We start from the raw sequence: 15,652 nt of genomic DNA on the forward strand, positions 1-15,652 counted from the left end.
ATTGCACTCAATAAACCTTCTATTTGTAACGATAAAGGGTATGGGAAAGTCCCATACCCAAATACGAAGCTTACGCTTCAACTAACATGCGGCCTCGCATTTCCATATGCAGTGCATGACAGAACCAGTTACAGTAGTACCACTGCACACCCGGTTTATCAGCGATAAACGTTATGGATGCCGCTGCTTGCGGTGCAACTTCCATCTGCACACCATGATTGGTCATACAGAAACCGTGTGTCACGTCTTCAACTTGGTCTAAGTTAGTAATAACCACAGTGACTTCGTCACCTAGTTTCACTCTAAACTCAGTCATGCCAAAGCTAGGGGCAATTGAGGTCATGTAGACACGTACTTTTTTGCCGTCTCTCACCACTTTGTTATCAGCGTAAACATTAACGCCGTCTGCTTTTGCCATTGCGATAGTATCGGCAAAGAAAGGATCGTTTCGCTCCCACAGTTTATTTGGCTTCACCTTAGAGCGGTGAACAATGATACAGTCGTGAGGTTCAGCGAAAGTTGGGCCATCGTGAACCAACTTCATTTCATCACCTGAAATATCTATGAGCTGATCATTTTCTGCACGTAATGGCCCGACAGGTAAGAACCTATCTTTTGAGAACTTACACAGTGCAATAAGCCATTTACCATCTGCATCACGGGTTTCACCTTGTGAAGTATGGTTGTGCCCCGGCTGATAGTGAACATCTAACTTCTGACGTATGTAGTTCACTTTCTCACCATTGTATGCCTTGATAGCATCTTCAACGCTCCACTTCGCAATTTGGCTGTCGATAAACAGCGTGGTGTAAGCGTTACCACGGTTATCAAATGCGGTATGAAGTGGCCCTAAGCCTAGTTCAGGTTCTGCAACGATGGTGTCGCGAGGCTTAATTTTGTTATCAAATAGGTCATCTAGTTTCTTAATTGAAATCACAGAAACAGTCGGTGATAACTTACCATTAGCAATAAAATAGTCGCCATTGGGTGAGGTATTTAAACCATGTGGTGATTTAGGAACCGGAATGTACGCTGTGAGTGTTGACCCTTTACGGCCATCTAACACTGGTACATTATTGCCATTGTAGGTTTTAAATTTGCCTGCTTTAATGGCGGCTTCGCATCGCGGTAAGTTAAATACAACAACATGGTCACGTTCAGATGAGATCATATCACCGAGTGTGACCCCCATTTCTGAGTTATAACAGGTTGATGCAAAATACTTTCCGTCAAAGTCGGCGTCGGTGTTATCTAAATTACCATCCACCATTACTTGGAATGCGACTTCCATGGTTTCGGCATTAATCACATTAAACAATGAACGATAGGTGCTAATGTCATCCATTGATGCTTTGCCATCGTTGTTCATGGGAATTTCGAATTCGCCATTACAGATCACATATTTAGTGTGTGGAACCTTTTGCACACGCAAGCCATGGATTGCTTGAACATTAGGAACGGTTAGCATTTTATCGGTTTTCATAACATCGCAGCGAATACGTGCTACACGACTGTTGGCCTTGTCGTTAATGAACACATATTTACCGTCGTAACGGCCATCAGTCATACTCATATGCGGATGGTGTGAGTCACCACATTGCAGATGTGCGCTGTCGCCTTTGATGCGTTTAGATTCATTCGTCAGACCCCAGCCTGTTGCGCTGTCGGTATTAAAAACAGGAATACGCATGAGTTCCCGCATTGACGGAATACCTAAAATACGCACTTCCCCCGAGTGGCCTCCACTCCAAAAACCATAATATTCATCTAGTTCACCTGGGTGAACAGTGGCACTGTTACTGCCTGCTTCTGCGGCTTGTGCCTTAGCCATTGATGCGAACATAGTAGCTGACATAGGCGCTGCAACTACACCTGCACCTAATAAAGCACTTTTAGCAAAAAACTTACGTCTGCTTTCGTCTTTCAGCTGTTTTTGTTCTGGGAGCTTTTTCCTATCACTCATGGACTTCCTCCGGTTATTTCATTGTGCTTGGTGATGGGCGTAGTTAGCTAACGTCCACCGTGGGTATTTCTTTTTCCTGAAATTTATTCTTCTTCCTGGCAAGTTTCTTTAGAGGTGGACATTTCTGTTCATTAAAATAGGTGACTTGACAGTCAAGACAGTAGTGACACTCGCGCATATTGATTGAACCATCAGGGTGAATAGCTTGTATTTCGCATTCTTTAGCGCAGGTTTTACATGGCTGACCACACTCAGGTCGACGTTTTAACCAACTAAACAAGCGTAAATTAGAGCCCACAGAGAGCGCTGCGCCTAATGGGCATAAGTAGCGACAAAAGAATTTTCGGTTAAATAAATTAATTACCAGCAAAGACACGGCATACAACACAAATGGCCATTGTCTATCAAACTTGAGTAAGAAGGTGGTTTTAAATGGTTCAACTTCAGCCATTTGCTCTGCAACAGCCATAGAGTCAAGAGACATGCCGAATAAAGCCAGTAAAATAAGGTACTTAATGGCCCATAAACGTTCATGCACTGCAAAAGGGGGCTCTATTTGCGGCAGCTTCACATAGCGTGCAAATACATTTAGTAGCTCTTGCAAAGCGCCAAATGGACATAACCATCCACAGTATACGGCGCGCCCGAACATCATAATGGTCACCGCAGCAGCACACCAAAGAATGAAAATAACGGGGTCGAGTAAAAATAAATCCCACGAAAAATCAGACATCAGTGCTTGTAAAAAAGTGAATACGTTCACTACAGAGAGTTGTCCGCCCCAGCTCCAGCCGATAAACACCACCACCACGATAAGGAATATGTGTCGGAAATTGTGTAAAAAGGTTGGGTGACGCACCAGAATATCCTGAAATATTAAGGTAGCGCCTAATAGAAGCATGAGGAACAGCAGAATAATCACTTCCACTTGCTTGTCTTGCCATACTTGTTGCGTCAGTGATAATTCAGCTACGGGTTCAGGCATAGCGGGGCGACTGACATATTTATCTAAAGTATGATAATCGCCTTTAAAGCTCGTGAATGTGCTGTCGATAGCGCCCATTTGACGGCGTACTAATAGCTCTAATTGCCAATCGGCTCCGGGGTTAAACTCATCGTGAGCGCGTGCGATAAAAATAGACATTTCTTTGAATTTGGGTGCGCCTGTGGCGTAAATATCAGTGACGCGAAAGTGGTCTAAATCGTGGAATGAAATGGTGTCGCCATTTTGCAAAAGTTGAATACGGTCAAAAATACCGCCACGAACGTAGCCTGAGCCTTTAAAAGAATAGCCATTTCCTAGCACAATAAAGGCATGCTCACCGGGGGCTAATTGCGCCATAAGCCATTGGTACTCACTCTCACCAAGTAAGTTTATGCCTATGTGAGGAATATTAGCTTGCGCGTAATAAAGCTCAGCGAACATAGCGCTTTTTTGTTCAGGAGCAGCTGCATCAATGTGTTCTGCTTCTGTGCCTACAAACGCCTCATCAACGGCCTCTCGACTTAGGTACAAGCGGCGAATAGACCCGTCACCCGTTAACGCTTGCCAACTTGCTGGTTGATAAACATCGTGCTTTATAGTGGCCATTGGTAAGCGATTTAAAGCTTCAAGATCAATTATGTTTAAACGTGCGGCGATTTTTTTTGCTGACTTAGTTACCGCATCATTCATGACCATGACCGTGACTGTGGCACCAGAAAGTCCATCAATGTTGACGATATTATCTGAGCTGCTGCCACCTACTTTAAGGCGATCGCTAACATGTAAGCCTGTGTATTGATCAGTAAACTCCCATAGTTTTGATTCTGGGATACCCGTTAAAATAATCGGCTCGTGATGCTCTAATACCTTCACCCCTAAATAATTACCTTGGGGGTCAATGGCAACGAGCATATTCACTGGCTCGCCCGAATAAGCTGGAATTTTGGCAATATCATTGGTTTCAAAAGCGTAGCCCAGTACGTTTTTGTCTTGATAAACGACCCATGCGAAAGGCGCACTTTCGTCATTAGATATCCGCTGTTTTTCACCAATATGTGTCGCTTGGGGAAAAATTTCCTCAATGAATGGCATGGGATCTTTTGGTGGGCTTACAAACACCGCCTCGCAAGGTAATGTAAGTATAAATAACATCATCGCGCAGAGGTACAAAAGCCAGGTTGATTTTATATTCATAACAGCACCAACAATTCCTTATAAATGGCTTTATTTAGGAAAGTTATATTGTTTTATTTTTCTCATTAATAACCTTACTCTTCTTTACAATGATTTTAGTGACCTTGATCAATTTTTGACTAGATAACATTTAACTACATGTGTTTTTTCGAGTGGGGTTAATGTGTTACAGAAAATTTAATAATTAATTTAAGTATAAATTTTAGAGAGATGATATACCTAGTAAGGAGTACCTAACTAAGGGTAGTGTAAGGAATATTTTTTAGTACGTTAGGGTTAGTCTTGATTTTATAAATAAACTGGTAAAGAAGGATTAATCGGTTTTTAATTTGGTTTTTTTATTCATGCCTTTGTATTTTTAATCGCATGTAAATAGCGGTTGCATGGTTTTTATTATTTATTTAAATGCAATGTTTTGGTGTGTTTAACCCTATTTATGGTGTTTTTTTATTGGTGGGAAAATCATTGTTTAAGAGTGTTTAAAATACATTCGTACATACCATGTATATACACTTTTAGGTAATTAAATACAGTCGTACCGCATGACTAAAAAGGGGGTGGTGATGAACACCAAAAAGCGGTTTATTTCACCGTCAGCCATGCTCTTTAACAGCCTGCGGCCAGATAACCTGCTTGAACAATAAGAAACGGCATGCCTTGGCGGCAGTGATTACAACATAGTGCCTGTTTCATCAATACCACAGGCTAAAGACTCAATTTTCTTCGTGAGAATATTTAACGTGATGGCTATGAGCAAGCGCTGATTGAAAATGCTGCTTTGTAACTGACGCAATTGACGTTAAATTAAAAGAGAAGCAGTGCATGCCCAATATCGCTGATTTGACTAAAACACTCATTTAGCACCGTGTACCTTTGTCGGGCTAGACTATTGAACAGTATGGGTATTTGGTGCAGGTAATGGGCAAGAGAACGCTCAGTGTTTAATCCATTGTGTAGTAAAGAAATAGCAATTTTTGATAAAAGTATGGGTAAATACCGATTTTAAAATAACAATCAACAACACTCTATAAAACAGGAACGACAAATGTATACAGGAATTAGTCAGGTTATTCGTGCTTTACCTGCATTCGCATTAAGTGTTTTTTTAGCCGCTTTATGCTTTACAGTTAACGTGTCTGCAAAAGAAAATACCCCACTCTCTGAACAAAGAAATCAACAACTAAAAAACCTTGTTCAACAAAGTACAATCCCGCAATTAATTCAGGCAATGAAAGAAAAACAGCTCACAGCAACTGAATTAACACAGTTTTTTATTCAGCAAATCGATGAGCTCAATCCTCAATTAAATGCTGTGGTTGCAATGAACCCCGATGCTATAAGCATAGCTATGCAACTTGATGAAGCGCTTAGTCATGGTAAGTTACGCGGCCCTTTGCATGGCATACCAATTTTAGTAAAAGATAATATCGAAACTGAGACTATGCCTACAACGGCAGGCTCGTTAGCATTAAAAGATAATTTTACGCACAGAGATGCGCCAATTATTGCCAAACTTAAACGTGCAGGGGCCATTATTTTAGGCAAAACAAATTTAAGTGAATGGGCCAATATGCGCTCTGAACGTTCATCGTCTGGGTGGAGTGCGATTGGGGGGCAAACGCGTAATCCCCATGATTTAAATCGTTCTACGTGCGGGTCTAGTTCAGGCTCTGGTGCTGCTGTTGCCGCCTTTTTAAGTGTTGCTGCGATTGGAACTGAAACAAATGGCTCTATTACGTGTCCGTCTTCTGCAAATGGTATTGTGGGTATAAAGCCCACGGTAGGTTTATTGAGCCGCCATGGCATTGTGCCTATTTCTCATACGCAAGATACAGCGGGGCCTATGACACGCTCGGTAATTGACGCGGCCATTTTACTGTCAGTTATGCAAGGTTTTGATGAAAAAGATCCCGCAACAAACATCGCAAAAGGGCACCTTAATTATGACTATACGCCAGAGCAAAGTTCCATCTCATTAAAAGGCAAGCGTTTAGGTGTACTGTATGCTGCGCCACTTGCTCATGAGCAAGTTGAGTCACTTTTTAACCAGACTAAACAGATGCTCGAACAAGAAGGTGCTTTATTAGTTGAGGGGTTATCGACAGAGCCATATGATCATTTTTATCAAGATAGTTATGATGTTTTACTCTATGAGTTTAAAGCGACTTTAAATGACTACCTTGCTCAACTGCCAAACGAATCTAAATCGCTGACACTAGAAAAGTTGATCCAGTTTAATCAAACTCACGCTACTAAGGAGATGCCTTACTTTCAACAAGAAATATTTGAAAAGTCGCAGCAAAAAGCAACGTTAACCGACCAGAAGTATCTAACAGCATTACAAAAAGTGCATCAAGCAACCAGAGCAGATGGCTTAGATAAAATGCTTAAAGAACACAATCTTGATGCAATTATTACTGTGACTTTAACACCCGCGTGGTCAATAGACCGTATCAATGGGGATCACTTCACGGGCAGCTTTTCTACTTATCCGGCTGTATCTGGCTACCCTCATTTAACGCTGCCTATGGGTAAAGTGCATCATATGCCCGTTGGACTTTCTATTACGGGGGGTGCATTGAGTGAAAAAGAGTTGATTGCAATTGCGCATCGGTTAGAGCAATTGATTGGATACAAATACAATTAATTTGTAGTGCCTCCCCTGAAAATATCCTTTCAGGGGAGGCACAAATACAAGAGTACTTAATTGCTGTGGCGTTGTTTAGGTACTTTAATTTTAAACAACAGTGTATAAAGCACTGGCACGACAATAAGCGTCAGTACTGTCGCAAAACCAAGCCCAAACATGATTGTGACCGCCATTGATTGGAAGAATACGTCAAATAAAAGTGGGATCATTCCTAAAATAGTCGTGATCGCTGCCATAGCGACTGGGCGCACACGACTAACGCCTGAATCGAACACGGCTTGATAAGGCTCTTTTCCGCTATCGAGTTCGAGGTTAATTTGATCCACTAATACGATGCCGTTTTTAATCAACATGCCGCTTAAGCTCAGTAAACCAAGCAGTGCCATAAAGCTAAACGCTGCATTCATTAATAACAAACCTGCCGATACACCAATGATTGCCAGAGGCACTGTGGCCCAAATAACCAGTGGTTTTTTAACTGAGTTAAACAGCAATACAGTAATTGCAAACATTGCCAAGTAACCAAGCGGTAATGAGCCAAAAATTGCTTTTTGTGCTTTGCTTGCTGATTCAAACTCGCCGCCCCATTGCAACTCATAGCCGTGTGGCAGGTCAATCGCTTCAATATCTTTGCGGACACGGGCAAACAGCTTCGCAGGTGTTTCATCACCAATCACATCATGGTCTGCCATGACAGTGATAGTGCGTTTTCGGTCACGGCGCATAATTAAACTGTCTTCCCATTCAACAACAAAGTCATCAACTACTTGCGTAACTGGCACAAAGACTCCCAATACAGGGCTGTATATTTGTAAGTCGCGCAGGCTTTCGACATTTAACCGCTCTTCTGCAGGCGAGCGTGCAATAATGGGCAGCATTTGCGTGCCGTCTTTATACACGCCGACCTGTTTACCCGATAAGCTTGTTAATAAAAGCTGATCAAGATCAGACTTAGCAATCCCTAAACGGCGTGCTTTTTGTTCGTTGAACTGCGGACGAATAAGTTTAGAGCGAGCACGCCAATCATCACGAATATTAAAGGCACCAGCGTCTTGATGAAGAATGTCTTTTGCTTGCTTAGCGAGCTGACGAAGTACGACAGGATCAGCGCCTGAAAAGCGCGCTTCAATTTTTGCATCGGTCGATGGCCCAATTTCCATGCGTTTAACTTTAAGCTGCGCATCGAGAACATGTTCATGTTGGTAGTCGCGCACTTTTTTGATCATGGCTGTCACGGCCTCACGATCTTGTACACGAATAATCAACTGTCCATAAGCTGGGTATGACTTTTCTGGCGCGTATGTCAGCATAAAGCGAGGAGCACCTTGGCCAACCGTGGTGGTCACTTCTTCAACGAGAGGATCGGCTTGTAGAAACGCTTCAAGTTTTGCTACCCCGTCCATCGTGGTATGAATATCGGCACCTTGAGTATGCCAGTAATCGACATAAAACATGGGGGTGTTCGAGGCCGGAAAGAATGATTGCTTAATAAACTTAAAGCCAAATACCGCACTAACGAGCATGATCACCATGAGCAATAAGGTGGTTTTACGGTAACGCATTGCGCAATGCAAAACACCTTTATACACATTGAAGATGATACCTTGATAAGGGTCTTCATCGTGGTGAGGCTGTTTTTCCGTAGCTTGTTTAAACATTAAGTCAGCAAAGAAAGGCGTGAGTGTAATTGCCGTAATCCAACTGAGTAATAACGAAATAAACAACACCCAAAATAAGCTACCTGCAAACTCACCACTGGCATCCGAGCTTAAACCAATTGGGGCAAATGCGGTAACCGCAATCACAGTTGCACCCAATAACGGCCATTTAGTTTGATCAACAATATTGGTTGCAGCTTGTAGTTTAGTTTGCCCACGCTTTAAGTTAATAAGAATACCTTCGGTAACAACAATCGCGTTATCAACCAGCATACCGAGCGCAATGATCAGAGCGCCGAGCGAAATCCGCTGCAAATCAATGGCAAATAGCTTCATAAAGATAAAGGTGCCGAGTACGGTTAGGAGTAAAATGACACCTATTAGTACACCGCTTTTAAAGCCCATAAATACCAGCAACACCACAATGACGATAGCAACGGCTTCAAGTAAGCTAATAATAAAACCACTGACTGACTTTTCGACTTCTGCTGGCTGATTATAAACACTATTAATCTCTATACCGTGTGGGCGTTGGTATTCTAACGAAGCTAAATGCGCGTCTATTTTAGCGCCCACATCAACCACGTTTACACCTGTGCTGAACGACACGCCTACAAGGAGTGCTTGCTGCTGATTAAAGCGAATAATGTTATTTGGTACTTCTGCGTACTCTCTAAATACCGTTGCAACATCACCTAAATATATAAGCTCGTTTTCACCCGGCTTTGAAATTAATAGGTTTTCAAGCTCTTTAACGTCTTTAAATTCACCGGTGGGGTGTAAACGAATTGATTCATCGCCAACCCGTACTTTCCCCGCGTTAGAAACACTATTTTGGGTTTGCAAAAGCTGGTAAATACGGTCTGGCGAAATACCTAATTGTGCTAATTTTCGGGTTGAAATTTCAACCATTACCTGTGCTTGTTGCTCACCGCCAACGGTTACTTTGCTTACGCCATCAACCAGCACTAACTCACGCTTTAAATAATCAACGTAGTCTTTTAACTCATCATACGAATAGCCATCACCTGTCACGGCATACATCACACCGTAAACATCACCAAAATCATCCATAATTTTACTTGGGTAAACACCCGAAGGCATTGCTGCGGCTTGGTCGTTAATTTTACGGCGCAATTCATCCCAAATTTGGCGAAGGTCTTGTTTGCGGTAATTACTTTTCATCTCAACGGTAATTTGTGATTTACCGGGCGACGAAATACTGGTGACATAATCAACATAGGGTAATTGTTGAATTGCATTTTCAATTGGAAAAGTAACTTCTTCTTCAACTTGTTGTGGTGAGGCACCTGGGTACAGAGTGATCACCATTGCTTTTTTCAAGGTGAACTCAGGGTCTTCAAGTTGCCCTAAACCAAAATAAGCCACGGTGCCACCTATTAGCAAAAACAGTGCGAACATCCAGCTTATAACTTTTCGCTCAATAGCAAGTGCAGCAAAGCTCATTATAAGCCTCGCTCTTTTTGCCATGGACGTACTTTCATGCCTTCCTCTAAGGAATGCACTCCTGCAGCAACCACCATTTGACCTTGCTCAATACCTGAAAGCACTTCAATACCGTTGCGGTGTAATTGGCCCACTTTAACCGCTTTTTTATGAACTAAACCGGTGTTTTCGTCATACAGCCATACATAGCTATTATTTTTTTCAGACTCTGTAGGCTCTGAAAACACTGCCTCAACAGGCAGCAGAATATACGCTGATTGTGAGTGGGTGATTTTGCTTAAATCAATATCAACACGGCCTGTCATTCCCGCAAGAAGATTAAAGTCTTCAGGCACTGGCAGCGAAAACACCACTTTGTATGTAAGGGTGGTTGGGTCAGCTTGGGTGTCAAATTCTTTTACGGTGAGTTGGTACGACTTGTCTGGGTAGCCATCAAAAATAACATCAGGTTGGTAGTCAACGTCTTTATCAATGCGTGCAATGAGTTTTTCAGGCACTTGGATAACCACATCCATTAAGTCGCGGGTTTCAAGACGTAATATGTTTTGCTTTGCTTGGATATTTTCAAAGTTCTTCACAAAAACTTTTGCCACAGTCCCCGCAAAAGGAGCGCGAAGTTCACTGTTATCTAAATTGGTTTTTGCAATTTTTAAAGCAGACTCTGCCACTTGCTTATTTGCCAGTGCTTGGTCTAGCTCTGCTTGGCTTGCGATGGAGCGATCAAATAGCTTTTGAACGCGTTCAAGTTGCGAGTCAGCAAGCTCAAAACGTGCTTTTCGCTCTTCGTACTGAAGCTGAAAATCTTCTGGATCAAGTTTGGCAAGAAGTTGGCCTTTTTCAACATGTTGGCCAGCAAGTGCAGGAAACTCAAGTAATTCACCATTGACCCTAAAGGCCAAGTAAGACCCTTGGTTGGCAACGACTTCTGCAGGAAAACTACGAATAGCCTGATCTGACTGACTGTTGGTATTGAAAAGTTTAACAGGGCGTATGACCGGCTCAGCGTTGCTTTGCGCAGTTTGCTCTGTACATGCCGCAAGTGACCATAATACAGTGGTGAATAACACGGCGGATGCCAATCTCATTGTCTTCTCCATAGATATGAAAGCATAAATTTGCTGCAGGATACGCTGCAAAGATATAAAATAAAAATTATTAAATTTTAGAAACATCATTAATTTTATTAATAGGGTTTGCGGTTAATGAATTTAAATCAATTAATTATTTTAGATGCTATCGTGCAAAGCTCTAGTTTGAGCCAAGCGGCGGTAAAGCTTCATAAAACACAACCCGCCCTTACAATTTCCATCAAGAAGCTAGAGTCTGAACTAGGCTTTGAGTTATTAGACCGTGCACACTACCGATTACATTTGACTGAAAAAGGGCGTATTTTTTATCGAGAGGCGCGTCAGTTGCTTAATGCTAACAGTGAGTTAAGTTCGTTAGCTAAAGAGCTTGCACTCGGTAATGAAGCTAATTACCGAATTTGTTACGAGCAGCTGTGCCATCAACATAGTTATAACCAAGTCATTAGCCACACTTTCAAGCGCTTTTCGAGCACCGAGTTTAGTATTTCGTCTGGTAAACGCTTTGTTTCGCTAGAGCAAGTAAATAGCCATCAAGCAGATTTAGGAATTGGCCCATGGTTTGATTTGTTTCATGCGACGGGTGATCTAGAAAGTTTACCCATTGGTAAATTTGACATTGGCATTGTAAGTGCGCCAAGTGTCGTGCCAGCGGAAATTAGCTTTGCCGACATTCAAAATTACCCGTGTCTGGCAATGTTTGAGAGTGACTTAAGTTTTGATAGCGACAGACTCTCTTATACGCTAGGGTCTGCCTTGATGAAAATTGATGATATAACCAGTGTTAAATCGTTTTTGCTTTCTGGGGCAGGGTGGGCAATGATTAGTTTACAGCACTGTCAAAGTGAAATAGAAGCAGGTCTTTTACAGCAAATAAAAATTACAGATCGAGAGCATCAATTTGGCGCAGAAATTCGCGTATTTAGACAGCACTCCGTGCACCATGGCCCGGTTGCGAGGGCTATTTGGCAGGCATTTAGTGAAGTAAGTAAACAGTATTTGGATTCAATTCGTGCAACAAGCAACTAAAGAAGAACTTATTTATACGGTTATAGCCTCTATTCCAGAGGGAAAAGTAGCCAGCTACGGGCAGGTAGCTGGTCTTGCTGGTTATCCTAATAATGCAAGACTGGTGGGACGATTATTAAAAATGATGCCAAGCGATTCTAAAATTCCATGGCATCGGGTGGTCAATAGTCAGGGCAAAATATCCTTTCCTGAAGGCACACCTAAACATTGTGAGCAACGTCAAAAACTGATAATAGAGGGTGTCACCTTTAACAAGTCAAAAATTAATATGCGTATACATCAATGGGACTAAGCCACTACGCCCGCTATAAATTTATAAACCCGCCTCAATACACGTATAAACTAATAGATAGGTAGTGACATACGCAGCCGATAAGTACAAATACATGCCATATAGCGTGACTGTAATGTCGCGTTTTAGCGCTGTAAAAGAAAGTTCCCAAGCTATAAGCAATGCCGCCTGCGAGTAACCACCACAACGCACTTGGGTCAAGATTCAAATATAAAGGGTAAACAAGAGCAAGTGCAAACCAACCCATCAATAAGTATGTTGTGAGCGATATTTTTTTATTGGTATGCTTTACAAGCAACTTATAAATTACCCCGCCAATGGCTAAAGACCAAATAAACACTAATGCGGCCACTGCCCACGCGCCCGACAACGAAATAACTAAATAAGGCGTGTAGGTACCCGCAATCAGTAAGTAAATTGCACAGTGGTCACACTTTTTATAAATAGCACGCAGGCGCTCTTTTGTACTTGCGTGGTAGAGCGTTGAGGCTAAAAAAAGTACCAATAAGCTTGAGCCATACACAACAGCACTCACGGTGGCTGACATTGCGTTTGATTGTGACACTAAGTCCCACAGTACATACACAGAAAATAGGACACCTAAGCCATGTGTGAGCACATTAAGTTGTTCTTCTTGGCGTGAATAAGGAAGCGCAGTTGTCATAGACCATCTAATAAAAATGAATTAAAAAACAATTTCAGTGTACAAGTGTACGCTGAATTTATCAACGCTTATTTTTTCACTAAAAGTTGGTTAAAAAAATAAATTTTATTGGTTTTATTAACCAATGCTGAATAAGTGTAAAAATAAATTATCTATAAAATTTATTTAAAAACAAGTTCTTATAAATTATTTTCATGGTGGCACAACCTTTGATTATGTAATTACGACTAATTACTTAAAGAGACAAGGAATATCATTATGAATAACTCACTAAAACTTACGACTGCTGCGTTACTTGTATTAGGGTCTGCTCAAGCAAGTGCTACTGACTTTGAATTAGACATAAGTAACACCATCACACAAACCATTAAGAGCTATGTTCAACAAGCAAGTATAGAGCTTAAGCAAAGTGTGAATAAAAGCATTGAGTTTGATGCTCAAAAATTACTTGAAAGTTACATGGGTGATGCGGACACCGCTTCAAAAGAAGCCGTAACGTTGGCTGCAAAAACATCTGAAGTAACTAACAAGCAGTAAGGAGGCAGGACAATGAGTAGTGAAATCAGCTTATTTTTACTAATGGTTGCACCTGTGTTGAGTTTACTCAGTGCGTATGCATCAATCGAGTTATTTCGTAATGTTGCACAATGGTTCAACTTTTAGGATAGGAAATAGAATTAAGATTTCATGAAATATTGATCGGCGGACTAAAAGCGCACGTAACTAAAGGCATGTGGTTTTTTGATAGTAGACTTTATGAAGCGTGCGATTTTTCCTTTACCGGTTTTTATTTTACCTGAAGGGTACACAAAGCTAAGAATCTTTGAACAGCGTTACTTAACCATGGTAAAAGAAGCTGTTAAAGACAACACCGGATTTGTGCTTTGCACATACCAACACGACACAGAGCTTAACCTGCCTGAGTTCGGTTGTATGATGCAAATAACCGATTTTAATCAAGATGATAGCGGGCAGTTACTCATTGATGTGTATGCAGAGCATGCCGTGTCTATCAATCAACCATTTTATGATAAACAAGAACTTCGTCATGCTGATGTTGATCGCGTGCCGAAACCGAGCTGGTATGTAAAATCAGTCGTCACCGATGAAAACTTATTGCTAAGCCATACGCTGCAAGCTGTATTTGCGAATCAACCTGATTTAGCTGCACTTTATAAAGCCCCTCAATTTGATAACCTTGCGTGGGTTGCTGCGCGTTGGCTCGAAATATTACCCATTTCACTAGTTAAAAAACAACAACTTGCCTTTAAATCTAACTTTGAAAATTTGCTAAGTTTCCTCCATACTTTGATTAATACCGAATTTACTGATTAATGTGATCTGTTTGTTGTCGCTCTGCGTAATGTACGTAACGACAATAATTGGATGACATTAAAATGGTAAGTCAACAACTTCAAACAGGTTGTAAACCTAACACAGGTCAATTCACTGCCATGCCAGATACACCAAGCAAAGAGCTTGCAGATGCATTATTTGCAGTTGCAACGCACCGCGATAAACGGGCGTTTGCGCTGTTGTTCCAATATTTTTCGCCAAAAATAAAGCGCTTTGGAATTAAACAATTTGGCTCTGAAGCGCAAGCGATGGAGCTTGTGCAAGAAACGCTTACTTCAGTTTGGCGCAAGGCACATCTCTATCACAAGGACAAAGGGGCCGCGACGACATGGGTTTATACCGTGATGCGTAATGCTTCTTTCGACATGCTAAGAAAAATGAAAAGCAGTAGAGAAGAGTGTATCAGCGAAGATATTTGGCCACTTATTGATGAAGCGACTCCGGGTCAACACGAATTTAGCGACCATTTAGAAGACAAACAAATTAAGCAGTACCTTAACAAGCTCCCTCAGGCGCAACGTGAAGTTGTACGTGGGGTGTATTTTCAAGATATGTCGCAAGAACAACTTGCAGAGCATTTAAATATTCCCGTAGGTACAGTGAAGTCTCGTCTTCGCTTGGCCTTGCAGAAGTTACGCAACGAAATGGGAGACCAACATGATTAAGCACCATCCTTCTAACGACATTCTCATGCAGTTCAGCGAAGGCAGTTTGCCAGCATCGTTGAGTATCGCTGTCGCTATTCATGTTGAAATGTGCCCCGTGTGTAAAAAAGAGATTGCAGCACTCGAAGCCAAACAGGCTGATGATGTATTTGCAGGATTTGATGCTGATAGTGAAGATTCATTTGATGCAGGCTTATTCGATGCAATTACGGCAGACGATGCAATCGACGAAATTTACGAGCAAGCCCCCATTACGGTTGATGTTAAAGACAAAACTTACACATTGCCTCGCGCCTTAACACGTATTGGTCACAGTAACTTTATGCAACTTGGTAAGTTGGCGCGCTCACGCATTGACATAGACGACGGTGCTTTAAGAGCCAGTCTTTTACATATTGATGCAGGGGGTGAAATTCCAGAGCACACACATACTGGATTTGAGCTAACCTTACTACTAGAGGGTGAGTTTAGTGATGAAGAAGGCAGTTACGTACCTGGAGATTTTATGATGCTTGATGGGCGTCATAATCATACGCCTAAAACGGCGCAAGGGTGCTTATGTTTTACGGTGGTGAGCAGTGCTCTACACTTTAACAAGGGTATCAGCAAATTACTTAATCCAATTGGTAATTTGATTTATTAGT

Annotated in this window: 12 protein-coding genes; 7 read left to right on the forward strand and 5 right to left on the reverse strand. The window is 41.7% G+C overall.

The window, feature by feature from the left end; translation table 11 throughout:
• Positions 1-70: 70 nt before the first annotated feature.
• On the reverse strand, positions 71-1,963 hold the full coding sequence (gene nosZ, locus BWD47_RS01865) for a TAT-dependent nitrous-oxide reductase (RefSeq protein ID WP_075593250.1): 1,893 nt from the start codon (positions 1,961-1,963) through the stop codon (positions 71-73).
• Between the two features lie 43 nt (positions 1,964-2,006).
• On the reverse strand, positions 2,007-4,142 hold the full coding sequence (gene nosR / locus BWD47_RS01870; RefSeq protein ID WP_036972036.1) for a transcriptional regulator NosR: 2,136 nt from the start codon (positions 4,140-4,142) through the stop codon (positions 2,007-2,009).
• Positions 4,143-5,187: 1,045 nt separating this feature from the next.
• On the opposite strand from nosR, the gene BWD47_RS01875 reads away from it, so the two are divergent.
• Positions 5,188-6,789, forward strand: coding sequence for an amidase (locus tag BWD47_RS01875; protein WP_083633612.1), 1,602 nt, complete (start codon positions 5,188-5,190; stop codon positions 6,787-6,789).
• Between the two features lie 56 nt (positions 6,790-6,845).
• Here BWD47_RS01875 and BWD47_RS01880 read toward each other — a convergent pair whose 3' ends face one another.
• The gene (locus tag BWD47_RS01880) at positions 6,846-9,917 is read right to left on the reverse strand and encodes an efflux RND transporter permease subunit (RefSeq protein ID WP_036972035.1); all 3,072 of its coding nucleotides are present in this window, start codon (positions 9,915-9,917) and stop codon (positions 6,846-6,848) included.
• Positions 9,917-11,002 (reverse strand): efflux RND transporter periplasmic adaptor subunit, encoded by a 1,086-nt coding sequence (locus BWD47_RS01885; RefSeq protein WP_036972034.1) that lies wholly within the window; start codon positions 11,000-11,002, stop codon positions 9,917-9,919. Before BWD47_RS01885 ends, BWD47_RS01880 begins: the two co-directional genes overlap by 1 nt.
• Positions 11,003-11,119: 117 nt before the next feature.
• Here BWD47_RS01885 and BWD47_RS01890 point away from each other — a divergent pair, with 117 nt between their 5' ends.
• Both BWD47_RS01890 and BWD47_RS01895 read left to right on the forward strand, forming a co-directional pair.
• Entirely contained in the window at positions 11,120-12,031 is a 912-nt protein-coding gene (locus BWD47_RS01890) for a LysR family transcriptional regulator (RefSeq protein ID WP_075593251.1), read from the forward strand.
• Complete coding sequence (locus BWD47_RS01895) at positions 12,015-12,323, forward strand: MGMT family protein (protein ID WP_036972032.1); 309 nt, start codon at positions 12,015-12,017, stop codon at positions 12,321-12,323. Before BWD47_RS01890 ends, BWD47_RS01895 begins: the two co-directional genes overlap by 17 nt.
• 34 nt (positions 12,324-12,357) lie before the next feature.
• On the opposite strand, the gene BWD47_RS01900 is transcribed toward BWD47_RS01895, so the two are convergent.
• Positions 12,358-12,987, reverse strand: coding sequence for a hemolysin III family protein (locus BWD47_RS01900; protein ID WP_036972031.1), 630 nt, complete (start codon positions 12,985-12,987; stop codon positions 12,358-12,360).
• Positions 12,988-13,245: 258 nt separating this feature from the next.
• Here BWD47_RS01900 and BWD47_RS01905 point away from each other — a divergent pair, with 258 nt between their 5' ends.
• From BWD47_RS01905 to BWD47_RS01920, 4 genes are all read left to right on the forward strand, one after another.
• Positions 13,246-13,524: a hypothetical protein gene (locus tag BWD47_RS01905; protein ID WP_051501856.1), complete on the forward strand. Its 279-nt coding sequence runs from the start codon at positions 13,246-13,248 to the stop codon at positions 13,522-13,524.
• Positions 13,525-13,743: 219 nt separating this feature from the next.
• Entirely contained in the window at positions 13,744-14,322 is a 579-nt protein-coding gene (locus BWD47_RS01910) for an LON peptidase substrate-binding domain-containing protein (RefSeq protein ID WP_075593252.1), read from the forward strand.
• A gap of 62 nt (positions 14,323-14,384) precedes the next feature.
• Positions 14,385-15,008 (forward strand): sigma-70 family RNA polymerase sigma factor, encoded by a 624-nt coding sequence (locus BWD47_RS01915; RefSeq protein ID WP_036972027.1) that lies wholly within the window; start codon positions 14,385-14,387, stop codon positions 15,006-15,008.
• Positions 15,001-15,651: a ChrR family anti-sigma-E factor gene (locus BWD47_RS01920; protein WP_075593253.1), complete on the forward strand. Its 651-nt coding sequence runs from the start codon at positions 15,001-15,003 to the stop codon at positions 15,649-15,651. Before BWD47_RS01915 ends, BWD47_RS01920 begins: the two co-directional genes overlap by 8 nt.
• Position 15,652: the final 1 nt, after the last annotated feature.

Source organism: Pseudoalteromonas sp. PAB 2.2, assembly GCF_001938575.1.
In the GTDB taxonomy this organism is placed as follows: Bacteria; Pseudomonadota; Gammaproteobacteria; order Enterobacterales; family Alteromonadaceae; genus Pseudoalteromonas; species Pseudoalteromonas lipolytica.

Coding starts and splice junctions, on each gene's coding strand:
- BWD47_RS01900 (WP_036972031.1), bottom strand. CDS start 12,987: ATGACAACTGCGCTTCCTTATTCACGCCAAGAAGAACAACTTAATGTG.
- nosZ (WP_075593250.1), bottom strand. CDS start 1,963: ATGAGTGATAGGAAAAAGCTCCCAGAACAAAAACAGCTGAAAGACGAA.
- BWD47_RS01890 (WP_075593251.1), top strand. CDS start 11,120: ATGAATTTAAATCAATTAATTATTTTAGATGCTATCGTGCAAAGCTCT.
- BWD47_RS01920 (WP_075593253.1), top strand. CDS start 15,001: ATGATTAAGCACCATCCTTCTAACGACATTCTCATGCAGTTCAGCGAA.
- BWD47_RS01905 (WP_051501856.1), top strand. CDS start 13,246: ATGAATAACTCACTAAAACTTACGACTGCTGCGTTACTTGTATTAGGG.
- BWD47_RS01875 (WP_083633612.1), top strand. CDS start 5,188: ATGTATACAGGAATTAGTCAGGTTATTCGTGCTTTACCTGCATTCGCA.
- BWD47_RS01885 (WP_036972034.1), bottom strand. CDS start 11,002: ATGAGATTGGCATCCGCCGTGTTATTCACCACTGTATTATGGTCACTT.
- nosR (WP_036972036.1), bottom strand. CDS start 4,142: ATGAATATAAAATCAACCTGGCTTTTGTACCTCTGCGCGATGATGTTA.
- BWD47_RS01880 (WP_036972035.1), bottom strand. CDS start 9,917: ATGAGCTTTGCTGCACTTGCTATTGAGCGAAAAGTTATAAGCTGGATG.
- BWD47_RS01915 (WP_036972027.1), top strand. CDS start 14,385: ATGGTAAGTCAACAACTTCAAACAGGTTGTAAACCTAACACAGGTCAA.
- BWD47_RS01910 (WP_075593252.1), top strand. CDS start 13,744: ATGAAGCGTGCGATTTTTCCTTTACCGGTTTTTATTTTACCTGAAGGG.